The organism is Thalassobacterium sedimentorum (assembly GCF_031127905.1).
GTDB classification, from domain to species: domain Bacteria; phylum Verrucomicrobiota; class Verrucomicrobiia; order Opitutales; family Coraliomargaritaceae; genus Thalassobacterium; species Thalassobacterium sedimentorum.
The window spans coordinates 52,653-77,214 of the sequence record NZ_JARXIC010000003.1 but is presented as its reverse complement, the minus strand read 5'-3'; the positions used below and the strand labels follow the sequence as shown (position 1 = coordinate 77,214).

28 protein-coding genes are annotated in these 24,562 nt (G+C 51.7%); 20 read left to right on the top strand and 8 right to left on the bottom strand.

The features are described from left to right. The 8 genes from QEH59_RS02555 to QEH59_RS02520 all read left to right on the top strand — a co-directional run bounded on the left by QEH59_RS02555 (position 1) and on the right by QEH59_RS02520 (position 6,321). Positions 1-564: a methyltransferase domain-containing protein gene (locus tag QEH59_RS02555; RefSeq protein ID WP_308983795.1), complete on the top strand. Its 564-nt coding sequence runs from the start codon at positions 1-3 to the stop codon at positions 562-564. Positions 565-601: 37 nt separating this feature from the next. Next, on the top strand, positions 602-1,789 hold the full coding sequence (locus QEH59_RS02550; RefSeq protein ID WP_308983794.1) for a glycosyltransferase family 9 protein: 1,188 nt from the start codon (positions 602-604) through the stop codon (positions 1,787-1,789). A gap of 47 nt (positions 1,790-1,836) precedes the next feature. Further along, positions 1,837-2,313, top strand: coding sequence for a NanQ anomerase/TabA/YiaL family protein (locus QEH59_RS02545; RefSeq protein WP_308983793.1), 477 nt, complete (start codon positions 1,837-1,839; stop codon positions 2,311-2,313). A 74-nt stretch (positions 2,314-2,387) separates the two neighbouring features. Next, positions 2,388-3,002, top strand: a complete 615-nt coding sequence (locus QEH59_RS02540) for an SIS domain-containing protein (RefSeq protein ID WP_308983792.1) — start codon at positions 2,388-2,390, stop codon at positions 3,000-3,002. 6 nt (positions 3,003-3,008) lie between these two features. Next, on the top strand, positions 3,009-3,824 hold the full coding sequence (locus QEH59_RS02535) for an inositol monophosphatase family protein (RefSeq protein ID WP_308983791.1): 816 nt from the start codon (positions 3,009-3,011) through the stop codon (positions 3,822-3,824). 5 nt (positions 3,825-3,829) lie between these two features. After that, complete coding sequence (locus QEH59_RS02530; RefSeq protein ID WP_308983790.1) at positions 3,830-4,498, top strand: acylneuraminate cytidylyltransferase family protein; 669 nt, start codon at positions 3,830-3,832, stop codon at positions 4,496-4,498. Between the two features lie 18 nt (positions 4,499-4,516). Next, positions 4,517-5,329 (top strand): NAD(P)-dependent oxidoreductase, encoded by an 813-nt coding sequence (locus tag QEH59_RS02525; RefSeq protein ID WP_308983789.1) that lies wholly within the window; start codon positions 4,517-4,519, stop codon positions 5,327-5,329. A gap of 5 nt (positions 5,330-5,334) precedes the next feature. Beyond that, complete coding sequence (locus QEH59_RS02520; protein WP_308983788.1) at positions 5,335-6,321, top strand: Gfo/Idh/MocA family protein; 987 nt, start codon at positions 5,335-5,337, stop codon at positions 6,319-6,321. 8 nt (positions 6,322-6,329) lie between these two features. On the opposite strand, the gene QEH59_RS19135 is transcribed toward QEH59_RS02520, so the two are convergent. The 3 genes from QEH59_RS19135 to QEH59_RS02505 all read right to left on the bottom strand — a co-directional run bounded on the left by QEH59_RS19135 (position 6,330) and on the right by QEH59_RS02505 (position 9,233). Beyond that, positions 6,330-6,746, bottom strand: coding sequence for a methyltransferase domain-containing protein (locus QEH59_RS19135; RefSeq protein ID WP_308983787.1), 417 nt, complete (start codon positions 6,744-6,746; stop codon positions 6,330-6,332). A gap of 415 nt (positions 6,747-7,161) precedes the next feature. After that, positions 7,162-8,262, bottom strand: coding sequence for a DegT/DnrJ/EryC1/StrS family aminotransferase (locus tag QEH59_RS02510; protein ID WP_308983786.1), 1,101 nt, complete (start codon positions 8,260-8,262; stop codon positions 7,162-7,164). Between the two features lie 17 nt (positions 8,263-8,279). Then, complete coding sequence (locus QEH59_RS02505) at positions 8,280-9,233, bottom strand: glycosyltransferase family 2 protein (RefSeq protein WP_308983785.1); 954 nt, start codon at positions 9,231-9,233, stop codon at positions 8,280-8,282. Between the two features lie 190 nt (positions 9,234-9,423). Between QEH59_RS02505 and QEH59_RS02500 the strand changes: the two genes are divergently transcribed. Beyond that, a complete protein-coding gene (locus QEH59_RS02500) occupies positions 9,424-10,116 on the top strand; it encodes a glycosyltransferase family 2 protein (protein WP_308983784.1) in 693 nt (230 codons plus the stop codon). 80 nt (positions 10,117-10,196) lie between these two features. Then, entirely contained in the window at positions 10,197-10,541 is a 345-nt protein-coding gene (tatA, locus tag QEH59_RS02495) for a twin-arginine translocase TatA/TatE family subunit (RefSeq protein ID WP_308983783.1), read from the top strand. A gap of 2 nt (positions 10,542-10,543) precedes the next feature. Here tatA and QEH59_RS02490 read toward each other — a convergent pair whose 3' ends face one another. Beyond that, the gene (locus QEH59_RS02490; protein WP_308983782.1) at positions 10,544-10,804 is read right to left on the bottom strand and encodes an HPr family phosphocarrier protein; all 261 of its coding nucleotides are present in this window, start codon (positions 10,802-10,804) and stop codon (positions 10,544-10,546) included. Positions 10,805-10,898: 94 nt separating this feature from the next. Beyond that, the gene (locus QEH59_RS02485) at positions 10,899-11,489 is read right to left on the bottom strand and encodes an SCO family protein (RefSeq protein WP_308983781.1); all 591 of its coding nucleotides are present in this window, start codon (positions 11,487-11,489) and stop codon (positions 10,899-10,901) included. A gap of 88 nt (positions 11,490-11,577) precedes the next feature. Here QEH59_RS02485 and QEH59_RS02480 point away from each other — a divergent pair, with 88 nt between their 5' ends. From QEH59_RS02480 to QEH59_RS02455, 6 genes are all read left to right on the top strand, one after another. Further along, positions 11,578-12,117: a plastocyanin/azurin family copper-binding protein gene (locus QEH59_RS02480; protein ID WP_308983780.1), complete on the top strand. Its 540-nt coding sequence runs from the start codon at positions 11,578-11,580 to the stop codon at positions 12,115-12,117. A 57-nt stretch (positions 12,118-12,174) separates the two neighbouring features. Then, complete coding sequence (gene nosZ, locus QEH59_RS02475; RefSeq protein ID WP_308983779.1) at positions 12,175-14,085, top strand: Sec-dependent nitrous-oxide reductase; 1,911 nt, start codon at positions 12,175-12,177, stop codon at positions 14,083-14,085. A 122-nt stretch (positions 14,086-14,207) separates the two neighbouring features. After that, positions 14,208-14,867 carry a hypothetical protein gene (locus tag QEH59_RS02470; protein WP_308983778.1) on the top strand — a complete coding sequence of 220 codons (660 nt, stop codon included), beginning with the start codon at positions 14,208-14,210 and terminating at the stop codon, positions 14,865-14,867. Further along, positions 14,851-16,176: a NosD domain-containing protein gene (locus QEH59_RS02465; RefSeq protein ID WP_308983777.1), complete on the top strand. Its 1,326-nt coding sequence runs from the start codon at positions 14,851-14,853 to the stop codon at positions 16,174-16,176. Before QEH59_RS02470 ends, QEH59_RS02465 begins: the two co-directional genes overlap by 17 nt. Continuing rightward, a complete protein-coding gene (locus tag QEH59_RS02460; protein ID WP_308983776.1) occupies positions 16,173-16,880 on the top strand; it encodes an ABC transporter ATP-binding protein in 708 nt (235 codons plus the stop codon). The genes QEH59_RS02465 and QEH59_RS02460 overlap by 4 nt, the downstream gene beginning before the upstream one ends. After that, positions 16,877-17,662, top strand: coding sequence for a hypothetical protein (locus QEH59_RS02455; RefSeq protein ID WP_308983775.1), 786 nt, complete (start codon positions 16,877-16,879; stop codon positions 17,660-17,662). Before QEH59_RS02460 ends, QEH59_RS02455 begins: the two co-directional genes overlap by 4 nt. 1,215 nt (positions 17,663-18,877) lie before the next feature. Here QEH59_RS02455 and QEH59_RS02450 read toward each other — a convergent pair. Continuing rightward, a complete protein-coding gene (locus QEH59_RS02450; RefSeq protein WP_308983774.1) occupies positions 18,878-19,339 on the bottom strand; it encodes a DUF2249 domain-containing protein in 462 nt (153 codons plus the stop codon). Between the two features lie 131 nt (positions 19,340-19,470). On the opposite strand from QEH59_RS02450, the gene QEH59_RS02445 reads away from it, so the two are divergent. Beyond that, positions 19,471-20,211: a Crp/Fnr family transcriptional regulator gene (locus QEH59_RS02445; protein WP_308983773.1), complete on the top strand. Its 741-nt coding sequence runs from the start codon at positions 19,471-19,473 to the stop codon at positions 20,209-20,211. Positions 20,212-20,213: 2 nt separating this feature from the next. Here QEH59_RS02445 and QEH59_RS02440 read toward each other — a convergent pair whose 3' ends face one another. Further along, entirely contained in the window at positions 20,214-21,404 is a 1,191-nt protein-coding gene (locus QEH59_RS02440; protein ID WP_308983772.1) for an NnrS family protein, read from the bottom strand. An 81-nt stretch (positions 21,405-21,485) separates the two neighbouring features. Next, positions 21,486-22,064 (bottom strand): DUF2179 domain-containing protein, encoded by a 579-nt coding sequence (locus tag QEH59_RS02435; protein ID WP_308983771.1) that lies wholly within the window; start codon positions 22,062-22,064, stop codon positions 21,486-21,488. A gap of 22 nt (positions 22,065-22,086) precedes the next feature. Between QEH59_RS02435 and QEH59_RS02430 the strand changes: the two genes are divergently transcribed. From QEH59_RS02430 to QEH59_RS02420, 3 genes are all read left to right on the top strand, one after another. Then, positions 22,087-22,242, top strand: coding sequence for a hypothetical protein (locus QEH59_RS02430; RefSeq protein WP_308983770.1), 156 nt, complete (start codon positions 22,087-22,089; stop codon positions 22,240-22,242). Positions 22,243-23,138: 896 nt separating this feature from the next. Beyond that, positions 23,139-24,119 (top strand): aldo/keto reductase, encoded by a 981-nt coding sequence (locus QEH59_RS02425; protein WP_308983769.1) that lies wholly within the window; start codon positions 23,139-23,141, stop codon positions 24,117-24,119. 33 nt (positions 24,120-24,152) lie between these two features. After that, positions 24,153-24,542 (top strand): GreA/GreB family elongation factor, encoded by a 390-nt coding sequence (locus QEH59_RS02420; protein ID WP_308983768.1) that lies wholly within the window; start codon positions 24,153-24,155, stop codon positions 24,540-24,542. Positions 24,543-24,562 lie beyond the last annotated feature (20 nt).

Below are 24,562 nucleotides of genomic sequence, written 5' to 3'. Positions count from 1 at the left end.
ATGTTACTCCTCAAAAAAATATTAAGAAGGTTCAAGCGTATCCTCGGGATAACAGGGGCGACTCGAATTTCAGAAACCAGTAAGGTGCGTGAGCAGTTGCTACAGTATTGTGTGGGCGATGGATTGGATCTTGGCTATGGAGGTGACCCAATTAGTGAATCCGCAATTTGTATGGATCTACCTAAAAAATACGCTGCTTATCAGTCACACCCCCAGCATTTGCACGGAGATGCGAGGGATTTGCATTGGTTTCGTGATGATGTCTTGGATTATGTTTATTCATCGCATGTGCTGGAAGACTTTGAGGATACTGAAAGTGTGCTTAAAGAGTGGTTACGAGTCGTTCGCCCCGGGGGCAGTGTGGTTCTTTTTTTGCCTGATGAACAAACATATCGTAAGCATTGCATGTCGCTGGGGAAGCCGCCAAACGAACATCATATTCACGAATTTTTCGGGCCAAAGTACCTTTGGGAAATTGTAGAGAAATTAGAGAATGCTGAAGTGATTCATGAAGCCTTCCCGATTGGTATCTACAGTTTTGAAATGGTGATCAAGAAGACTTAAGCAGCGCTTTGTGAATAAGTAGTGGTCACAATACGGTATGGATAATTTTAGAGGCAGTTGTTTAGTCATCAAAAATGATGGTATTGGCGACCTGGTGCTGGCTTCTGGTGTTATCGCGTATTTGGCGAAGTGTTATGGTGGCAAGTTAGATTTAGTTACCTGCGAGCAGAATCGAGAGATTGCTGAGTCAATACCAGGGGTTCGGGAAGTGCTTACTGTATCTAGGCACGGTTTGGGCTTTTATAAATACCCAAAAATGTTAGGCCTTGAATGGGAACGTGTTCCGAAGTATGACTCTGCTGTATTAAAATTTTTACGTCACAGGAAATACGATACGGCTATTTGTTTGCGTCGTTATATTCGGGCTAGTTCGTTGATGCTCATGGACGCGGTGAATGCAGATAAGAAATATTCTTGCTGGGAAATGGTGACTAATGCGTCGAATGATTTTGCTGTAAATAAATCGATAGGTTGGCAGCGATATCAGGATTCAAGTGCTAGCCTATCTGAGTTGTCTTATTACCAGCGATTTATACAGCACGCACTCGGGCTAGCTGCGACTGCGGCGCCGCTGTTATCATTGGAACGTGGAGTGGATGTCGGTCGAACTGAAGAAGATTCGATATCGTTGATAGTCGGAGGGGATTCAACCAATTGGTCGACTGCTGCATGGATAGAACTTGTTCAAATTTTGACCAATCGGGGCTATCGGCTTTCTGTATTTGGCGGCCCGAGTGAGGAGGCCATTGCCCGTAGGATTCTAGAGGTAGCTCCAAATTGTGAGAACTTTGTGGGGAAACTGACCTTACTGGAGGCAGAAAAACAGATGGCTGGTTCTTCGTTGATCATTGCGAACGATACTGGACTGACACATTTAGCTTCTTTGCGAGCGCAACGAGTGCTCATTATCATGGGAGGGGGGACCTTCCCGCGCTTCTTTCCATGGCCTGGAGCCGTGAATCAGTATTTGCTCTTAAAGCCTCTGGATTGCTATGGTTGTAATTGGAATTGTGAGTTTGAATCACGTCGTTGTTTGGATCATATTTCGCCGAAAGTAGTGGCTGAATATGGAGTCGAGATATTGAAAGGGAAAGGTGAGGTTTCACGCTGGAGGTTGTTGACTCCAGTTGCCCACGCATTCAATGCTATGAAGGCGTTTCCTTCGCTGCCTGCTCAGATCGTTGAGTTTGATGAATTCACGAATCAAACTCAGCATGAACTATAAATGCGACCTGGTCATTTGTAGTAGATAGATTATTTGATTAATACACCATGCTTTACGGGAAATTAGATACCCCATCCACCTATCTACCTTTATTGGGGCATCCGATTTGGGAAGAAGCTTTGAATGCCCTACGGCAATTGGATGCAGGAAGTCCCTTGGGCGTTCAAGAGCTTCGAGGGAAAGATATGTTCATCAATGTGCATACCTATGACACCTTGATAGAGTCGGATTGCCGCTTCGAGGGGCATCGAGACATGATTGACGTGCAATATATAATTCAAGGCGGAGAGTATGTAGATTGGATGCTGAAGTCTGAGCTGCTGCAAGACGGATCATATCAGGAAGCAACTGATTTTCAGTATTATAAGACTCCGACGCGTCGTCTCAGCACACGTGTGCATCTTCGTGCTGGTTATTTTGCGATTTTCTTTCCTGAAGATGGGCATCGACCGCAGCTGAGTGATGGAGTGGCCCCGTCTGTTTATAAGGCCGTTGTGAAAATTAATCGAGCGCTTTTAGATTGAAAGGATGCTGTATTGCGCAGTTGAATATGTTTAATGATTGAGACGCTATCATAGATGCAGACTGCATACATTTCATGACCTACTATAAAAATTACCTGAGTGCGCACGATACCGCACTTAAGAGCTTGGAAATTACCAACCGTGGTGGTGACTGGATGGATCAGGATGTTGGTTTTGACCGTCTTTGTGAGGTTTCGGCTAAAATACGTGAGGGTGGTTTTAAGCAGTATTTAGTCGGTAACGGTGCTAGTGCGGCTTTTGCAGAGCATATGGCACTAGATTGGACCAAGAACGGGGGCGTGCCTTCTCATGCTTTTGCTAATTCGGCATTGTTGACGGCTATGGGGAATGATCTCGGTTACCAGGAGACCTTTTGTGCACCTCTGAGTTGGTATGCGAATAGTGGTGATCTGTTGATTACGATCAGTAGTTCAGGAGATTCGCCTAATATTATAAAGACGATTGAAACTGCGCGTGCCAAAGGTATGGACGTGGTCACATTTTCGGGGCTTCGGGCTGACAATGCCTCGCGAAGCTTGGGCGATATTAATTTATATATTCCTGCCAAAACCTACGGGATTGTGGAGTGTGCGCATCAGGTGCTGCTACATGTGTGGTTGGACAAATTTATGGGCGTTGCGGAGTGGAATTGCCGCAACTACCAGAATATGCGTCAGTGTGGGCTTTAATTGAAAATGAGTGTAAAGCTATCAAATGAGGTGAGTCGTGAGCTTTTGCGACTGGCAGAGCGGGCGGCGAAGGAAGCCGGAACTCTCTTGCATGATGCGTATGCCACGGATGCGGGGGTTCAGTCGATGGCTGGGAGAGATATCAAGACCGAGGCGGATCAGGCGGCTGAACAGCATATTTTGGAAAAGTTGAGGCCGAGTGGTTATAGCATTTTGGCTGAGGAAAGCGGTTTTTCATCCGCGAAGCTCTCTCGGGAGGCTCAGCGGTCGCTACGTCCTAGCCTGATTATGAACGAGCTTGAGCCCATGTGGATTATAGATCCTTTAGATGGGACTTTTAATTTCACGCGAGGTTTCCCCGCATGTTGCGTGTCGATCGCTCTTTGGGGGGTGAATAAGCCGTTGTTGGGAGTGATTTATGACTTTGCCTCGGATATGATGTATTCAGGGATTGTGGGGCAAGGGGCCGCGTGTAATGGGAAGCCCATCTTTGTTTCTAATACGAAGGAATTACATCATGCAGCCTTAGCTACGGGGTTTCCGAGTGGGAGAGATTTTAGTCATGCTTCATTGCTGAGCTTTGTTGAGCGGGTGCAGCAATTTAAGAAAATACGAATGATTGGATCCGCGGCATTATCGCATGCATATGTTGCTTCGGGTCGGGTCGATGCTTATTTCGAAGAAGATATATGGCTTTGGGATGTGGCAGCAGGTCTTGCTCTTGTTGAGGCCGCGGGGGGCGATTTTACGATCTCAGAGATTAAAGATTCCTGGCAACTAACAGTGATGGCTAGTAATTCGAAAATACCTTTTTCACTTTAATTGATATGAATATAGCAATGATTCCCGCCCGAATGGGCAGTCAACGATTAGCGAAAAAGAATTTGCGTGAACTGGGAGGCATACCTCTCGTGGTGAGAGCGATCCGTAAATGCCAAGCAGCGGGCTGTTTTGATGAAATATGGCTCAATTCTGAACATCTGGATTTTGCCGACATTGCTGAGGCGGAGGGGGTATTTTTTCATCATCGGCCTGCAGAGCTCGCCAATGATCGAGCGACGAGTGAGGAGTTTGTTGCAGAGTTTCTCGAACAGCATCGGTGCGAAGCACTCTTTCAAGTGCACAGTATTGCACCCTTGCTGACGGTGGAGGATGTCAAACGCTTTGTAGCTCAGATGGAGAATTCGCCAGAGTTGGATTGTCTGATGAGTAGTGAGGAGGTACAAATTGAGTGTGCTTATCAGGGGAGGCCTGTGAATTTTACTTTTGATGAAAAAACAAATTCACAGGACTTGGATCCTGTGCAACGGGTGAGTTGGAGCATAACTGCTTGGCGTCGAGACGCATATTTGAAGGCATTTAAAGCGGGACAGTGTGCGACTTATTCTGGTGGCGTTGGCTTCTTTCCTATTAGTCGCTTGGCGGCTCATGTCATCAAGACGGAGGCCGATTTGGAGTTTGCTGCAGCGGTGCTGCCCTTGGTGCCTGATTGCTGAGTTGTAATTAAATTTTGAATGATGAAATATTGGAAAAATACGGCGACCATTGATCGCTTAGTTCCGGAATTATTGCATACCGTGGGTGCGGCTGAAGCAGAGATTGCGGTGATCGGTAGCCAACCGATTGATGTGAGCAAAATGCCTAAGCTTAAAGGAATTTTTAAGTGTGGAGTGGGGACGGATAATGTTCCTTTTGATGCGGCTAAAGCACGTGGTATCGAAATTTGTATGCCATCTGAGCATACGAAGCGCTACATCTTTGAAGAGACTGCAAACTTCGCGGTGTATCTTATTTTTCGTATGCTTTTTAGCGATATCGGGGAGGTGGATGCTTGGGTGAAGCAATCACGTGGCTTTCTTGGCGATAAGAAGGTGTTGATCATTGGCCAGGGGAACATTGGTTCGCATGTGGTCCGCAAATTGGCACCTTCGGTCGAAGTGCTGACTTTTGATGTTTTGTATAATCAAATGAATGAATTGCACGATCTCGTTCGGCAGGCAGATGTGTTGAGCTTACATATCCCTTTATTGTCTGCGACGAAGGGATTCATTGATGCGGAAAAACTATCGTGGATGCAGGATGGCGCAGCATTAGTGAATACCGCTCGTGGTCCCGTGGTTGATGAGGAGGCTCTTTATCAAGAGATCGAAACTGGACGTTTACGTGCGGCGTTTGATGTGTTTTGGGAAGAACCCTATGCAGGGAAATTGAAAGCATTTCATCCGCATAGATTTCTGATGAGCCCACATGTCTCTAGTAATTGTGAGGATTTTCTCTCCGGGCTCGCCGTGGATTTTCGAGCTTTCGTCAATCGATTTGAGGACTAATTATTATGATAAAGTGTGGTATTATCGGGTTCGGAAAAATGGGCCAAATACGTGCGGAAGCGATTGAGCAGACGCAGTTAGGTGAGGTGCTTGCCGTTTATGATACCCGCGACTTGACGGAGTGTGTATATCCGATTGTGGCGAGTGAAGAAGCACTTTTAGAGGATCCAGATATCGATGCGATTTTTATCTGTACCCCGAATTATCGTATTGTTCCTTTGACCAAGGCAGCTCTGCAGGCGGGTAAACATGTCTTTTCTGAGAAACCACCTGCGTTTAACGCGGCTGAGGTTGAGTCGGTGCGCAAAGTCGAAGCAGACAGCGGGTGCAAATTAGTGTATGGTTTCAATCATCGCCACCATGGGAGTATTCAAAAGATGAAGCAGATTGTCGACAGTGGTTCGATGGGTAAATTATTATGGATGCGGGGGCGCTATGGTAAAGAGGTGGATGCTGCCTACTTTGATGGTTGGCGTGCGGATCCAAATCTTGCAGGTGGCGGCATTATGCTAGACCAAGGCATTCATATGCTGGACCTGTTTCTGCATTTCGGCGGAGAGTTTGATGTGATTCATTCGCTCGTTTCGAGCCTCTTTTGGAAGACGGAAGGTTTAGAAGATAATGTATTTTCAATATTAAAGAATTCTAAAACGGGTGTGTGTGCTTCGCTGCATTCGACTATGACGCAATGGCGCTATCTCTTTTCGCTTGAGATTTTTCTTGAGGGAGGCGCCTTGATCTTGAATGGCTTGAAGACTTCTTCTGGAGTTTACGGAGACGAAGATTTAGCGATTAAATATAACACTGAAAACCCTCAAGGGGGACAGTTTGAGCGTGAAGAGCATATTATCTATCACACAGACCTCTCTTGGCGAGAAGAGGTAACACATTTCTTTGAGGCCATTTCTAAGGATACACCAATATTGTTAGGCAATTCCGACGATGCATTGCGCTTGATGCGAGCAATGGATCGTATTTATGAAAATCGATAACTTCTTTGTTATTTGCTTTGTTTGAGGCAACGATGGATCAACTCGTGTCTTTTTATATTCATTCTGTCTTTTTCGAACTCTGTTAGGTCGAGTTCGTCGAGAATGTCAAAAGGTGACACATCAAATCCGGCCGAAGTTAAGCGTTCTTCAATATCTGTCCCGTAAACTCGAACATGATCGCCTTGGCCGAAGTGTTTATAGCGCTCCGTTTCGCTACGTATATTAGGATCTTCGTAAGTGGTTTCTCCTATGATCGGCACCTGTATGATGGCTTGTCCTCCAGGGCGGAGAATTCTGTATAGTTCGGACATCGCTGCTTTGTCGTCTTCGATATGCTCCAAAACATTACTACAATAGATCAGATCAAATGCATTATCAGGGAACGACATCTTTGTTATATCTTCTACCTTATCAACATTTGGCATGAACAGATCTGTTGTGAGATAACCTTTAATGTTTGCGGCGCGAAATATAGATTCGAGACCCTTTTCGGGGGCAAAGTGTAAAATATCTAATTGAGTCTCCAGGATTCTATATTTCGCTAAGTATAGGCTGAATAGACGTGTTCTTTCTAATGACTTACAGTGGGGGCAGATTCTCGGACTTTTTTCGAGTTTGGAGTGGCCATCACCAATGTCACGAACGAGAGGTTGCCAGCTAAATACATTTTGTGAACAGGTCGGACAATAGTAGCGTGACTTGGGTATGCCAATTAGTTTTTCCGATAGGAATGCACATTGAGATAATGCTCTTAGGACCTTACGTTGGAATTGGACTGTGTTCATGTTATATATTTTAATCTGCTGCCAATTAGATCCTGCATGTACCAGGGAGTGTTGATTATACTGCTTTGACCACTGTGGCAATGATCCTAGCTTGATCGGCTTCGCTCAAGTAGGGATGAAACGGCAGGCTAATCACTTCTTGGGCGGCTTGCTCGGTGTGCGGGAAGCTCTTTTTAGCGCAGGGCAGATGGCTGAACACTTCCTGCTGGTGCAGTGGCTTGCGGTAATACACCGCGCTGGGGATGCCGGCCGCCTTGAGAGCTTCACCTAGGCTGTCACGGTTCTCGGGGCGAATCGTGTATTGCGCGTAAATGTGGGTGTTGCCGGGATGGATGGCGGGCACGGTGACGTGATCCTTGAGTGCCTCGGAGTAACGTGCGCCGACTTGCTGGCGTAGCGCGATCTCTTCGTCGCGGAAGTTGGCAAATTTTGCCTGAATGACGGCGGCTTGTAGGCTGTCGCAACGTCCATTGGTGCCGAGGATGTAGTGCGATTCACGTTCTTTGCAGCCGTGGTTGGTGACGGCGCGCAGGTCTTCGGCGAGTTGTTCGTCTGCGGTGAAGACGGCCCCGCCGTCGCCGTAGCCGCCGAGGGGCTTGGCGGGGAAGAAACTGGTGGTGGCGACATGGCCGAATGTGCCGGCTTTGCGCCCGTTTTGCTCGGCGCCAAAGCTTTGTGCGGCATCTTCGATGATCTTGAGGCCGTGCTTCTCAGCGATGGCTTCGAGTGCTGTGTAATCAGGCAGTTGGCCGAAGAGATCGACTGGGATGATGGCCTTGGTCTTGTCGGTGATGGCTTTTTCGACCTCGGTCGGATCGATGTTGTAGGTGTCGGGCTCGATGTCGACAAAGACGGGGGTCGCGCCGACCAAGGCGATGGTTTCAGCGGTGCTGATCCAAGTGAAGGGGGTGGTGATGACTTCGTCACCGGGGCCGATGCCGAGTGCGCGTAGTGCGACTTCCAGGGCCATGGTGCCGCTGGCGACGGCGACGCTGTGTAGAGGGGTTGCGCCTCCTAGGAATTCGCCGAGAGTGGCTTCGAGCTCATATACTTCGGGGCCGTTGATGTAGCGACCGTGTTCGAATACTTTGGCTACGGCAGCGTCGATTTGTTGGGCACTGTGTGCGTGGATGGCTTTGATGTCGATGAATTGCATGATGTTCGAAAGTGCGTTTAAAGTGTGTCGGTGATTTTGGGGGTATTTTGGCTCTGCGATTTACTATTAAAATTAATGAGTTCGCCGATGAGTCCGGTTGATATGAGCTGTACGCCTAAAATGACGAGTAATATGCCCAATTGGAGTAGCGGACGATGTCCAATGCCATGGCCGAAAATAAGCTTTTCTATACTTAATATAGTTAGAATTGTAAATCCAAGTATGCCACTGAGCATGCCAAATCCGCCGAAGAAGTGACCCGGGCGCTTTAGATATCGGGTGAGCACGACCACAGTAATTAAGTCCAGAGCTCCTTTGAAGAGACGTTTCCAGCCGTATTTGGAGACGCCATAGGTGCGGCGGTGGTGCTCGACTGGGATTTCGGCGGTGGTGAAGCCTTCTGCGGCGAGGAGCACGGGGATGTAGCGGTGGAGTTCGCCGTAGAGTTCGATACTGTGGATGGCTTCGGCGCGGTAGGCCTTAAAGCCGCAGTTGAAATCGTGGATCTTGACGCCTGAAGTGGCACGAGTGGCGGCGTTGAAAAAGCGAGAAGGGAGGGTTTTGCCGAGTGGATCCTGGCGTAGCTGCTTCCAGCCGGAGACGCAGTCGTAGCCTTCGTCGAGTTTTTCGAGGAAATGGGGGATTTCCGCCGGCTCGTCTTGTAAGTCGGCATCCATAGTTATGATGATGTCGCCACGGGCTTGGGTGAATCCGGCGGAGAGGGCGGCAGCCTTACCATGATTGCGGCGGAAGCGCAGTGCAGCTACTTGCTCGGGGTGGGCCTGTTTGAGCCTTTCGATGACTTCCCATGATGTGTCGGTGCTGCCGTCATCGATGAATATGACCTCAAAGTCGCCGAGTGAGTTGGCTTCCACCGTTGCAGCAATCTTTTCGAACAGTGGCGTCAGTGTCGCCTCCTCATTACAGAGGGGGATGACGATGGATAGTGCTGGCTCGATGGGCAATGGCATTTTGCAGTAGCTTGCCTTCGCGAAGCTCTGAGGCAAGCAGAGTTTCGGGGGCTAGATGCTAACTTCGACGTCGGTCGGGCGTCTAAGGGATTCATCTGTCAGTGCTACGATGATTACTCGAGAATTTGAGTCCTGTGTTCTCTGGCGATAAAATATTGCGCTTTAAGTTTCGAATGAGTTTCTTTTCCATATGCAAGTATCTATCGTGATCCCCATTTATAATGAGTGCGAGACGCTGCACGAGATTGTCAGTCGCGTGCTCGCCGTCGAGGGGATGTCGGTTAAGGAGATCATCTTGGTTGATGATTGTTCAACGGATGGTACGCGTGAGTTACTTGAGCGTGAGTTCAAGGACCCAATTTTTAAGAAAGCGTATCATCCGGTCAACCAGGGAAAGGGGGCGGCTCTACGGACTGGTTTTGCACAAGCAACCGGGGATATTGTGGCGATACAAGATGCGGACCTTGAATACGATCCGGAGGAGCTGCCTGGTTTGATCCGTCCGATTATTCGCGATCAGGCCGACGTGGTCTTTGGCTCTCGCTTCATGGGAGGCGGTGCCCATCGGGTGGTCTTTTATTGGCACATGTTGGGGAATAAATTTCTCACAATGTTGAGTAACATGATGACGAATTTGAATCTGACCGACATGGAGTGCTGCTATAAGATCTTTCGCCGTGAGGTGTTGCAACAAATCACTGTCGAAGAGAATCGCTTCGGAGTGGAGCCAGAGCTGACTGCTAAAATTTCGAAACTTAATGTGCGCATCTACGAAGTGGGTATTTCGTATTATGGACGTACTTATGATGAAGGTAAAAAAATCGGCTGGCGCGACGGTGTGCGTGCGATCTATGCTATCCTCAAATACGGCTTGTTGCGTTAAATATGTGTTTTGCTAGCGCTTTAGGCGAATCTTGTGAACTTTAATTTTTGATGACTGTCTGATTGCTATACATTATGAATATGATTGCATTTCTTCAGAATATAAATGGGCCTGAGCTGATTCTTATCTTCCTGGTGGTTTTGCTCCTTTTCGGTGCAGAGCGTTTACCGGGATTGTTTAAGTCTTTGGGGCAGTCAGTGCGTGAGTTCAAGAAAGCAACTGAGGGAATTGAAGAGGACATTCGCACTGCAATGGATGTTGAACCTGAGCCAGTGTCCCGACGTCCCGTAGTGAAGCCAGTTGCGCAGGCAGCGGCTAAGGCGTCTGAGCCGGCTGCAGTTGTGGAGGCTTCAGAGGCTCCGGCAGTAAGTTCCGAAACTGATGAGGCCCAGGCGGCGTCATTTACAGCTTCTCCGGAGAGATAAACTTACGCGTCTGGATCCATGAAAAGTCGCTCAATATTTTGAGTGACTTCTTGTTCGTCTTCGCCGTTCGCTTCGATCGTGAGTGTCGTGCCCATGCTGGCACAGAGCATTAAGAGCGACATGATGTTTTTGATATTGGCCACTTTGTTGCCCGATTTGATTTGAATCGTGGACTTCGCGTCTTTGCCTAACTGCACTAACTTTGCCGCAGGGCGCAGGTGTAGACCTGCTTTCCATTGGACGGTCACGTGGGATTCTTTCATGCTCAGTCAGACCACAGTCAACGCGCTAGGTTGCATTTGTTTCCTTGTTTTTGTATTTTAATATTAGATGAGATTCATGGCTGAGTAGTTTCTGCTACTTGCGCAAGGCCGCGATCACTTCATCGACTTCCCATGCGTTGCCACGCCAGATCTTTTGGATGCGGCCGTCGGGAGCGATGAGTGCGGTGCAGAGGGTGTGATTAAGCACGCCTTTGGATTTGTCGCGGTGCACGCGGAAGGCTTGGGTTAATTGATCAATCGCATCCGTGCTGCCTGTGGCGAATTGCCAAATTGTCGGGTCGGCGCCGATGGCTGGGCCGTATTCTTTGAGTCGCTCGGGACGGTCGAATTCGGGGTCGAGCGAGATGCTGACCAGTCGTAGATTAAGTGTCGCATCCTTTTGCGCCTGTGCTTGCAGCGCTTCAAATTGCGCGTTCATACGCGGGCAAAATTGCATGGCGGCACAACGAGTGAAGATGAACGTGATCACTGTCGGCTGATCGGAGCTAGTCAGTTCGATGGGAGCACCGTTTTCATTGATCAACTGCGTCTGCGGCAGTGCGTCGCCTTCATATAAAGGCTTCGCTTTTTCGGCTTGGAGTAATTGCGGCAGGCTCGCGAAAAGTAGGGCGAGTCCGAGCGCGCATGTTTTTAAGCTAGGGCGGATGGCTGAGTTTTTTGTCATCCTCATACAATAGCAGGAATATCGTTGAGCGTCTTGATGCAGGTCAAGAAGTCGGCCGCTCTTCTGTGTCATAGTGCATCATCACATTATGAAAACACATACAACACTCCTCCTCACTCCTCTTATTCTCCTCGCAGCTTTGATGGCCGCATGTAAGCCATCGGGCTCTTCAGACAGCGCTGCGGCCGGTTCTGGGTCTGCCGCGGCCGCCCCGAATCCGTATGCGGTCGCCGCGAATGCAGCGATTGGCAAAGAAGTTGAACTGACTGCCAACGACCAGATGAAATTTAATCTGGAGTTCTTCGATGTGGAGGCGGGCCAAGTGGTGCGCCTGACTTTGAAAAACGTCGGTTCTATGCCGAAGATGTCGATGGGGCACAATCTTGTTATCCTGGTAGATAATGTAGATGAGCAAGCCTTCGTCGAAGCAGCCATGAATGCACCGGTGACCGATTACGTGCCCGCCGATATGGCCAGCTCTGTCATCGCGCACACCAAACTGCTCGGTCCTGGCGAGAGCGATAGCATCACCTTCAAAGCACCGACTAAAAAAGGTCGTTATACCTTTATCTGCTCCTTCCCCGGCCACTTTCAGGTCGGCATGAAGGGCTTCATGGTAGTGCGCTAGCCACTACAGATTACATCCACCCCTAAGCCTATTTCACCAATACTGACTACTATGAAAATGAAAACATCTTATTGCGCCTCCTTGACCTTGTTGGCGAGCTTGCTGACGGGCACAGCCTTCTTCGCTGGCTGTTCGGATTCCGGCTCATCGGCGACGCAGGCGAGCTCACAAAACAAAGGCTCCGCTGCCGAGCGCACCTACGTGGCGCCCGGCGAGAAGGACGAATACTATTTGTTCTACTCGGGCGGACACTCGGGACAAGTCTTCGTGGCGGGACTGCCGTCAATGCGTCACTTGATCACGATTCCAGTCTTCGCACCCAGCCCGGGCACGGGCTACGGTTTCGACGACGAGTCGCGCGAGATGTTGGGCGACTTCACTTGGGGCGATGTGCACCACCCGGGCTTGTCGAAGACGGATGGTATGTATGATGGTCGTTGGCTCTTCGTGAACGACAATGCCAATAATCGGGTCGCTCGTATCGATTTGCGTGATTTTAAAACCAAGCAAATTCTCGGGCCCATTCCCAACTCTAGTGGTAATCATGGCTCGTCCTTTGTGACTGAAAATTCTGAATACCTATTGGTCGGCACACGTTTTTCGGTGCCGCTGCCCATGGGGCGCTTCGCTCCCGTTGAAGATTATGCCGACGAGTTTAACGGCATGGTCAGCGGTCTAAAGGTGGACCCCGAGAGCGGCGACCTATCGGTCGGCTGGCAGATTATCACACCTCCCTTTAATTGGGACCTCGGCTCCACCGGCAAAGGACCCAGCAGTGGTTGGGCGTTCTGGACTTCGTATAATACGGAGATGGCGCACACCAAGTTGGAAGCCAACGCGAGCCAGCGCGATCGCGATTACGCAGCCTTCGTTAATTGGAGGGCCGCCGAAGCGGCGGTCAAAGATGGCAAGGCTGACATGCTCGACGGCGTGCCAGTGATTGATCCTGCCAAGGTGCCGGGCGTGCTCTACTATGTGCCGATCGGCAAGTCGCCGCACGGTATCGATGTCGATCCCTCCGGACGTTGGATCGCGGCTTCCGGCAAACTACAGCCCACTACCACGGTTTTTGATTTCGAGAAAGTGCAAGCCGCCATCGATAATAAGGAGTTTCAAGCGGAGTTCCGTGGCGTGCCTGTGCTCAATTACGACGTCATCGTCGAAGGCGAAGTGCCAGTCGGCCTCGGCCCTTTGCACACTCAATATGACGGCAAAGGCAATGCCTACACTTCGCTCTATATCGAGTCGGCAGTCGCTAAGTGGAAACTACCACCTTGGACGGATGCGGAAAAAGCTAACCTCGAATTCACCGTCTTGGATAAGATCGGCGTGCACTACAATATTGGTCACCTGGTGATTGGCGGCAGTGATACCCGCGCACCTTATGGCGACTGGTTGGTGGCGATGAATAAACTCTCCAAGGGGCGTCACCTGTCGGTGGGACCCTCGCAGCCGGAAAGCAGTCAATTGATTGATATCACCGGTAGGAAAATGGAGATGGTCTATGAATCCTTCACCGATCCAGAGCCACACTTTGCTCAGATCTTAAAGGCCGATATGATTCAGCCCATCGAAGTCTATCCTAAGGCCGAAAGCAATAATCCCAACGCGGTCTGGAGTTTGTCGGATGCGACCTACACGCGTGAGCCCGGCAAGGTGACCGCTAAGGTGGCTGCGGTGCGTAGTCAATTCGGCCCCGATAAGATCACCGCTGAAGTGGGCGACACCGTGGTGCTCCACATCACTAATGTGGAACAAACCACTGATATCATTCACGGCTTCGCTATTAGCGGTTATGATTTGAATGTCATCATCGATCCCGGCGAAACGAAATCCGTTACCTTCAAGGCCGACAAGGTGGGCGTCTTTCCATTCTACTGCACAAACTTCTGTTCCGCACTGCACCAGGAAATGCAGGGCTATTTGGAAGTGAAACCCGCAAGTGTCACCACCGCTTCGGTTGATTGAGGACACGTAGGGGCGCGATTTATCACGCCCGCGTTGGGCTGGCTGCCGAGGATCGGCGGGCGTGCAGCCCAAGGGCATTGAAAACAAGTCGCGCCCCTACGAATGACCAAGGTAACTTAACTATGCACCAAACACAAAACAGTCACGACAGCAGTCTCCCTTGGTGGCGGCGTGAAGCACGCTTTCTCGATCGTCCGCTGACGCCGCTCTCACGTTTTTTCCTGCTACTCGTGGCGCTGTGCTTCGTGGTCTCTGCATTTCTTCCACTGTGGCGCATCACACTGATTGCGCCACAGTATCAGGAAGGGCTGCGGGTAAACATCTATAGTTATAAACTCGAAGGCGGTGGCCTGGATGGCCAAGACCTCTTCGAAATTAATAACTTGAATCACTACATCGGCATGCGTCCGCTGGTGCAGAGTGACTTCGTTGAGATGAAGTGGATGCCTTTCGCCCTGGGCTTGTTTGCCATGATTGCGCTGCGTGCTGCCGTGCATGGACGCATGAGTCACGTTATTGATTTGTTCGCGCTCTTCACTTACTTCGGGCTCTTTTCGGTGGGACTGTTTTATTACCGTCTCTATACCTACGGCCACGAGCTCGATCCCACTGCGCCCATCACCATGGAACCGTTTACTCCCATGTTGGTGGGGAAGAATCAGATCGCGAATTTTACCCAATACAGCTTCCCGCTGATCGGTGGGGTGCTGATGATGACGATCCCCGTTCTGATTGTCGCTGCATTTTGGTTCTCTAGAAAACGTCATGTGGACTCGTTATAGTCAATGGGCAGTCTTGCTTGCTTGTGCGGCTGGGCTGTCGGCCCCGCTCGTCGCGGCGGCGACCTTGCCTGCGCAATCTTTGCAAGCGCGCATCGATGCCACCGCTCCCGGTGATGTGCTCGAGTTGGCTGCGGGGATTTACCGTGGGCCGGTCACGATTGAGCAAGCTATGACACTGCGTGGCCTGCCTGGCGCCGTGATCGACGGCGGACGCGAGGGCTCGGTTATTCGGGTGCGTGCGCCGCATGTAAGCATCGAGGGCTTAACGATTCGCAACTCTGGCCTGAACTTGGGCAACGATGAGGCTGGTATTCATGCCACCGGTGATTCGGTCTCGATCATCAACAATCGGATCGAAAGTTGCCTGCATGGCATCTACTTACGCGAGGTCAAAGGCGGCACGTTGCGTGGCAACAGCATCGTCGGTGCGACAGGTGGCACGCTAGAGCCGATTCATGATGCCTTGACCGCTGGTGCGCCACGCTTGGGCGGTGGTTCGGAGTTTTGCGCAGTGGCTTTGCTCGACTCTAATCGCCGCGGCAATGGCATTCATCTTTTTAGTTCGTCGGATCTGCGCATTGAAAATAATCGCGTGGCCCGCACGCGCGACGGTATTTATTTTTCGTTTACCGATGCCTGTGTAGCCACGGGCAATCATGTCAGCGACACCCGTTACGGCCTGCACTATATGTATAGTAACGAGAATCGTTTCGATCATAATTACTTCGACCGCAATGCCGCGGGGGCGGCGCTGATGTATTCCGGCGGACTGAGGGTGGAGAACAACGACTTTAGCGGCAATCGTGGCAGCCGTGCCTACGGCATGTTGCTGCAGTCGGTCGACGATTCTACCATCCAAAACAATCTCTTTGCGGACAACACCATCGGGCTGTATGCCGAGAACTGTCAGCACAACGCCTTTGTCGGTAATCATATCGCGGGCAACTATATCGGCTTACGGATGGGTGGCAGTTCGGCGGATAATCGCGTCGCGCAGAATCGATTTGCCCGCAACTTGCACCCTGCAGAATTTGCCGGGACGGCCGATGCCAATCAATGGAGCGATCCGCAATACGGCAACCTCTGGCAGCTCTCGCAGTCGCCCGATCTCGATGGCGATGGGGTGGGCGAACTGGCGCATCGCGAGGCTGACTTTCTCGGCGACATGCGGCGTAGTTTTCCACTGGTGGGCCTGCTCTCTGGTAGTCCAGGCCTAGAGTTGCTCCGTTTCGCACAAAGTCGGGCCAAGCTACCACAGCTGCCCACTATTGAAGACCCGCATCCACTTACGAGGACGATTGCGCCATGATTTGTTTTGAAGATATTCATCTGCAACTGGGCGGACAGCCCGTCTTGCGCGGTTTCGATTGGCAGCCTCCCGTCGGGGAGCTTAATTTGCTCGTCGGTGCCAACGGCGCCGGGAAGTCGACTGCGCTCAAAGTCGGTGCCGGACTCTGGCAGGCTGACTCCGGCCGTATCCGTATGGTGGATACAGGTGCAGGTGCAGCTGCTGCGTCATCACAATCAAGTGCGGTGGCCTATTTGCCGCAAGCGCCGGCCTTTCATCCGCGGCTGCGGGTGCTGGACATTCTTCGCTTTTATGCACGAATCGAAGGCTGCGGTAAGGCTGCGGTGGCGCAGGCAGTGGAACAGTTTGGGCTGGATGCGCATGTGCGGCATCGTAGCGCGGCGCTCTCTGGTGGACTGCGTCAACGTCTCGGGCTGGCGGTGCTTTCGCTCTCGCCCGCTGCGGTCTGGATGTTGGACGAGCCCGGGCTGAGTCTGGACCCGTTCTGGCGTCGTCGTCTGCAAGGCTGGTTGCGTGAAGCGTGCGCTGAGGGCCGCACCATTCTGGTGGCCACGCACTTACTGGCGGAGTGGGCGGGGCGTGCCGATCATTGTTATTTATGCGAGCGCGGGCGCATCGCCGACAGCTTGGATGTCGCTCACATGCAGGACGAACTTTCTGAAATGGAAAGCGTCCCGCAGCAGAAACAGGAGGCATTGGGATGAGTTCGTATTCGGTTCATTGGCTGGCACTCAGTCAGCGAGAGTTGGCTACCGTGTTGGCGAGTCGTGTGATTTGGGTCTTCGGACTCGCGTGCCTTTGCTTTGGACTCTTGATCGTTTCCGGCAGCGCCGGTGAGGGGAGCACCGCCGTCTGGCTTTCGTTGCCGCTGGTGCTGTATGCACTCCCCTTAATCGGCTTGCTGGCAGGTGTGGCCGCCGCGCAAGGGGATGCCATGGAAGAGCCCTTGATCGCTTCGCGCATTCCGCGGGTGGGGCAGCGCATGCTGGTCAAGTGGTTACTGTGGTCGTTGCTGTTGGGATTGGTAGCCTTGTTGTGGCTCTTGCCCGCGGCCGCTCGCGCAGGGCAGTGGCAGGCATTGCCGCAACTGTGGGCGTATGCACTGGGCGAAGTGGCCGTCTTTTTGGCTGCTGGCTTGTTGTTGGGACGCTGGATCCGTGACAGTGTGGCGGCACATTTAAGTGCCTTGTTACTCGGATTTTTTGCCTTAGCTGGTGTCGGCATTTTTGCGTGGCTGGCCGCAGGCTGGCCTTACTTGCAGGCGCATCCATCGCTTTGGACGCTTTCGCTGATGCTGCATCCCGTCGAGGCCTTACGCGTCGGACTACTCTTTTCGATCGACGACCTACCTTTCGATCCCGGTGAACTGCCAGCCTTAGCCGCGTGGTGGCTACGTCATCCCGGTGTCTGGTATGCATGCCTGTCGCTCAGCTTGAGCGGCGCCGCGTTGTCACTTTGCTCTGTTCGTCGCAAATATTCCGATTAGAGAGCATGGCTTTCATTCTCGATGAAAGCTGCCGAATGCTGGTCGCAGGTAGGGCTCTCTCGCCGAGAGAGCCGTTTTGCAGCTGGGAGCGTTTGTCCGAGATCAGCTTCGTTGGGCTGGCGGCACATCTCCTGCCAACGGACGCCTCGGCGAGGCGTCCCTACCAGTAAAGTTGCTTCCAATAAGCGGTCGGCATCGAGTCGGGTGAGGTTCGGAGTTCCGCATTTATGCGGCCATGCGTCATGCCACGGCGCGAGATTTTCTGGCAATTGGATCTACCCATGAAGTCGAAGATTAGTATCACCGACCGCATAAACCATGCTTCACTCTTCCTCCTTCGCTCGTCGAGCTACGCAGGTCATGATGCGGAACTCCAAACCCTACGTGACGAGAAGATGCATGAAGTTGTTCTGCGGGTAGGGCTCTCTCGCCGAGAGAGCCGTTTTGCAGCTGGGAGCGTTTGCCGATAGCTCTCGACTTGGGCTGGCGGCACATCTCCTGCCAACGGACGCCTCGGCGAGGCTTCCCTACCAGTAAAGTTGCTTCCAAGGTGCGGTCGGCATTGAGTTGGGTGAGGTTCGGAGTTCCAAACCCAACGTGACGAGAGGATACATGAAGTTGTTCTGCGGGTAGGGCTCTCTCGCCGAGAGAGCCGTTCTGCAGCTGGGATCGTTTGCCGATAGCTCTCGACTTGGGCTGGCGGCACATCTCCTGCCAACGGACGCCTCGGGGAGGCTTCCCTACCAGGAAAGTTGCTTCCAAGGTGTGGTCGGCATTGAGTCGGGTGAGGTTCGGAGTTCCGCATTTATGCGGCCATGCGTCATGCCACCATGCGAGATTTTCTGGCAATTGGATCTATCCGTTAAGTCGAAGATTAGTACCATCGACCGCATAAATTCGGAACTCCAAACCCTACGTGACGAGAGGATACATGTAGTTGTTCTTAAGGTAGGGCTCTCTCGCTGAGAGAGCCGTTTTGCAGCTGGGATCGTTTGCCGATAGCTCTCGACTTGGGCTGCGGCACATCTCCTGCCAACGGACGCCTCGGCGAGGCTTCCCTACCTGTCTATAGTTAATTGATTACGATCAAACGTTAAATGACGCGAAACCAATCAAGGTTATTGCGTCGCTAGGTTCGCGGATTATCGAAATGCGAAAGTGCCTTTTTCGCGCACTTTCGCGTTTTTCGTAGTGGTCCATTACGTTTTTTGGGGGCTAGAGCCGCCAAATGGTGATTACCCAGTGTGCTTCACCGTCTGCTTCGCAATCGTAGTCGGTGGTGGCGGGGTTGAGTTCTGCTAGTAGGGCCTTGGGCCGCTCTGAGGCGTGGAGCACGATATTACCTTCACGCCCTAGATAGGAGACTGCTTCCAAGGCTTTCTCTAACCAATCCTGTTCGGGCTGTCCGCGAAAGTCCATTGCTTGCTCAGGGACGGGCGCATCGTTTTGCGGCACAAATAAAATTTCCCAATGGTTGGCATCTAGCTGTCGCGGCTGTGCTTGATAGCCGTCGGCCTCAAACAGAGCGTAGAGCGGGCGTGGCTCGAAAGTTGTGAGCAAACGGAGTGTTTGCCCCGGGCTGAGTTGGGCTTTTGCCTGCATGATGGCAGTCATGGGCTCGGTTCCCGCTTCTAGTAAGGGGCGCACGTCGAGGGTAAACATATTGGAAGGACTCATGTGGGTAGTGTATAGAATCTCGCGAAAGGGGTCTTGATCTGTATCAAAACAATTTCATTCTCTATGTGTTGTATTTCTGAGCCCCGCTGCATCTACGTGAGCTTCCTTTATTTCTGTTTGCGATCGCTACTATGTCCACGTCTAAACATTCCGACAATCAATCCGCCCAGCAAGTGATGATTGTGCAATCCTTGCGGAAGACGCCGATGTTTTCCGGCTTGTCAGGTGCGGTTTTGGAATCCTTGGCGAGTGGCTGTCATTTGCAAAAAGTGCCGAAAGATAATTATCTCTTTCACGAAGGCCAACGGGTCGATGGCTTTTATGTGATCCATCATGGCGCGATTAATGTGCACAAAGTCACCGAGTCGGGGCGCGAGCAAGTGATCCGTGTGTTCTATCCTGGCGAAAGTCTGGGGGAGGTGGTGATCGCTGGTGATAACACCTATCCTGCCTCGGCTAAAGCGACGGAGGCCAGCCAAGTGATCTTGATTCCCACGGACTTTTTTCGCGCCGAGATTCAGCGCGATCCTGATTTGGCGATGTGCGTGCTGGCCTCCATGAGCTCACACCTGCGCTATCTGGTGGAAACGGTCGAAGGCTTGAAACTCAAACAAGCCGAGTCCCGTGTGGCGCAATGGCTACTACGCGAACTGGAGTCCCACGGTGAGACCATGGTGGTCCCGCCGCAAATTACATTGCCACTGGCCAAACACTTACTCGCCAGCCAATTGGGGATCACGAGTGAAACCTTATCCCGTGTCTTCGCACGACTACGTGAGGCCGCGCTCATATCCATTGAGGGGAAACGTATTTCCTTCCTCAATGTAGCGGGCTTGCGTGAGTTTTTAATTCACGGTGAAGCGACGCGTTGAGCTCAATCGTCTGGCTGGCGCACGCCCGGTAGCACGCGGATGGCCCAAATGATGACGGCTGCTGCCCATGCCAATGCGGCGTAGGCGTAATGAGTGAGCCGCACGTCAGGCATCCAGTCCGCGCTGACACGGGTGGCCATCGCCAGCACGATCAGCGCGACCAAGGCACGAATGCTCCATAAGGTGCGAGGGAACAGTTCCGAGCGGCCCCCGTGTCCGAAAATGACTCGTGTGGCCACTGTCAATGTGAGCAAGCTGAAGCCTGTTATAAATACGATGTGCAACAAAGTGATTTGCCGTGCGGGGACTAGCGCCATTGCGATGTAGCCTAGCGGAATGGAGAACAGCGCTACGCGCAGCGACATAGCCAGGCTTCCGTTGCGGAATTTCGCTTTATGCACGGGCACCTCACGCCAAAAGTAGAGCAGTAGGGCGCTTGCGCGCAGTAGGTAGGCGATGGACAAATATTGGAAGTATTCGAGCGCGAAGCTGAGCAGTCCTAGCAGTCCGCAGCCCAAGGCAAAGCTGGCGCTGCGCCACCATCCTGGGGGAGGTGTGAGCGACTCGGGGAAGTTTTGTTGATTGGGTAAATCAAAGAAACGCGGCAGCAGAAATGCGCCCACCCCCATGATCGGGAAGAGTAAGAAGCCTTGATATAATAATAAGCGGCCGGCTTGATAGAGTTGGTATTCGGGGCCGCCCCTCCAGACCGCCGCGAGTAAGAAACTGACCGTGCCGGCCAGTGCGCACAGAAGTCCAATTAAGACGAGGACGAAGGCGGGCGGTGGCACATCTTTGCGTGCGCGCGCCCGAACTGCCAAGGATGCTACAAAGCTGCCGAAGGTCAGGAGAAAGAGTAGGTCGCCCAAAGTATGCTTGGATATTAGATGCAGTGCAAAGCTGAGTGTCAGCCCCGCCGCGTAGAACATTGCTTCGCGCCCGTGCACCTTGGGCACATCCAGTAGGCGCGGTAAGGCGGTGCCGAGGAAGCCGATCACGAACGCGGCCAGGAAGCACTCGATCATGATGCGCGTGTGGATCAGCACGGGATAGGTGTCCATGCCGCCCCATACGTAGGCTGGCCACAGCAACACGCCCGTGAGTCCGAACAGGACGCCGAGCGGGAATAGCAGTCGGAAAGGTTCGCCCGCTGCAAGCAGTTGGCGATAGGTCGGTGGAGTCGTTTGGCTCATTGAGGCTTCACTTTACCACTGCAGCAGACTGGGGATCTTGATCTAAAACAGTTTTCACAGAGAAATTCTGCGAAAACCGTATTATTTCTTTTTTAGAGCCCCCGCGAGTGCAAAGCTGTTAGCTGGCAAAGTCGGGCCTGCCCCTGCGCCGACCGTTCGCACGTCTTCGACCGTGTAGAAGGGTTGCGGCGTCATTTGGTTGAGCATCTTGAGTAACTGTCCGAGTCGTTTGCGGGGTGAGACGATCAGTGAGATGTCCACTTGCCCGAAAGCGCCATGGGCGCCTAGGGAGGTGACGCCGTAACCACTCTCCTTGAGCGACTCGATGAAGTCCGAAGGCATTTTTTGATGAATGACTCGCACCAGTTGGTGCCCGAGTGCCAGTCGTTCTTCGATAATCATGCCTAGGTAGGTGCCCACCGAAAATCCCAGCGCCCATGCGAGCAAGGCAGCCGTATTCGAGAGATTCTCCATGACTTGTGTGATGGCTAAGGTCCAGATTAGGATCTCAATGAAGGCCAGAAAAGGGACGACCTTCTTCATCCCGCGAAAGACGAGTATGTGCCGCAGCGTCGCGAGTGTGACATCGACCAGACGTGCGAAAAAGATGAGCACGGGAATCAATACCCATGCGATGAGATCAAAATCACTGAAGTTCATTTTTATTTATGCTTTGAGTTGTATGCCGATCGAGTGGTGCGAGCGAGTTGTGGCTTGGCGGATGAGGCGGCGATTCATTTTTGTCCTGATGGATTGGAGCGCACTGCGCACTGTGACTGCGTGGACTGAGGCTCGTTTGGTGGGGCAAGGACCAGAGGTGGTGGCTCTGATTTTATAAACGTCGCTAGCGCTGCGACCTGGGAGCTTGTGGATTCTTAACCGTATTGAAGTAAGGCGCGGGTCCTTTTTGACTAAAGGCAGCATTTGTTTCGCGGCAAATGTGCGCATGACGGGAGGTTGTGGGCATGTTTGATCTTCTAGGTGTAATACTGTTTTCATTGTGTCATCTATTCTAGGTTGAACGTGTGTGTGGTTGAATGGCGTACGCGCGCGGCACATCGTGGATGTGATTGGTATTTGCACATTAGCAGTGTGCATTCAGGACTTGGAACCCTCTCTCTGTTGCGAGGCTTGTCCGCACTAGGCGCGACTAGATATAAAAGCTGAGTTTCCTAGCTTTGGAGTGGTTCTTTTTATCGGCGGAAGTTCGAAGTTGGATTGGTGGCTGAATTATAATCAGCTCGCTGCCCATCGAGTGTCGACCCCGCCTTTAATTCAGGAAGATCAATGGGTTCGTTCCACGAACCAGTTTGATGGATGTGATTTCCGTTTTCATCTATCAGTAGTATTTGTCTGAAACGGTGTCAGAGTCAAGGGCAGTCATCGAAAAGCGTAGCAAATGTAAGCTGAGGTGCTTGACAAAAAATATTATTACACGATCATGGTGTATTGATGAAGCACATGCGACAGCAGTTATTTAAGAAGGGACAAGGAGCGCCTGGTATCTTTCCAGGTTTGCCCGGCCTTGTTGCTGCGTGTGTGTGAGCGAATTTGATTTCTTAAGTCTCATCTAACAGCCAAGGTCGGGGAGCTTAGAACAAATATGAGTGCGAAGTGCCGTGTTGCGCTTCGTTGATTGGGAATTGTAGCATGTCTATTCGTTCCTACGTTTGTCGCAGTAGTCTTGTTACTTGTCAATTCATTGCGGCGTTAACTTTTTAGCCCTTTCATCTTATGAATCAAAGAAAATTCGGTCGTACCGGTATGTCGGTGTCCGAGCTCTGTCTTGGAGCTTTGCAATTCGGGTGGCTTAATGATGCCGCATCATCTTTTAACTTACTGGACACGTATCGTGAGCTCGGAGGTAATTTTATTCAGACCTCTACGGTCGCATCGACTCAAAACTTAGTGACACATTCGGAGCAGACGCTGGGAGCCTGGTTGCGTCAGCGTCCGAGTGTGCGACAGCACTGTGTGCTGTCGACTCGGATGGTGTTTTCGGGACAGTTGCAGTCACCGGGACAGTCCTTGGATCGATTAGTTCGCGAACAGTGCGAGGCTTCCTTGCGTCGTCTCGGCGTGTCTCATCTCGACTTGTTAGTTTGTGAGTGGGGAGATTGCTTTTTGCCTAATAAGGGAGCGGTTCGTCCCATTGATGAATTATTGACTGGCTTGGAAAACCTGACGCGTGCCGGTAAAATACGCTATGCGGGGACGGCAGGCTTCCCTGCTTGGCGATTTATGGAAACTTTGAGCCGTGCTGATCGTTTGCGTGGCTGTCGCTTCGAATCGCTGCAGCAGAAGTTCTCTTTGTTGGACCAAGGCAATTTTTATACCGATGTCAGCGCGCTCGCTCGTGAGTATCGGGTTGGCATACTCGCGGAGTCGCCACTAGCTGGTGGCTTCTTGACTGGTAAGTACGGACGCAGTAAAGGCTTACATGTGTCCGCGCGTGCACAAAAGTTGGCGGAACGCTATGCGGATGCGCGTGGCTTCTCTGTGGTCGCCGCGCTCGAGAGTGTTGGGCAAGAGTTGAACGCGACACCCGCACAGGTTGCACTGGCATGGGTGCTACGTCATCCAAATGTGACTTCAGTAATTATCGGATGTAATCATTCGGGGCATGTGCATACCTCTGTTTCAGCGACTCAGTTGGAGCTGAGTGATGAGCACCTGTGGCGTCTCGAAAGCGCTTTAGAGCGCGTGTCCAAGTAAACAATTATATAACCATTAGAAACTGATTCAATTATGAGCAAAAATAACATTTATCTTTCTAAAGAAGATCATCGTGTCTTATCTCACCTCTTGCGCGGACTGAGCGCAAAGGTCGACACTGTCTTTCGCTTGCGAGCGGAATTAACGCGAGCCATTGTCTTGGAAGCGGATGAGGTTCCTGACGAAGCGATCGGGCTCAATAGTCAGGTGGAGATTGAAGACCTGGAAACGGGTGAACGTGAGGCCTATACCTTGACTTTGCCCTCGCAGGCGGACTTCGATCAAGGGCGACTTTCGGTGCTTACGCCGATTGGCGCGGGCTTGCTTGGTTATGAAGAAGGTGACGATATAGAATGGCCGACGCCCGGAGGCTTGCGCCGAATCCGCGTCTTGAGTGTTCGCCGCACCAGTGAGGTTATATAAGGATGAGCCGTGGCCTCCTT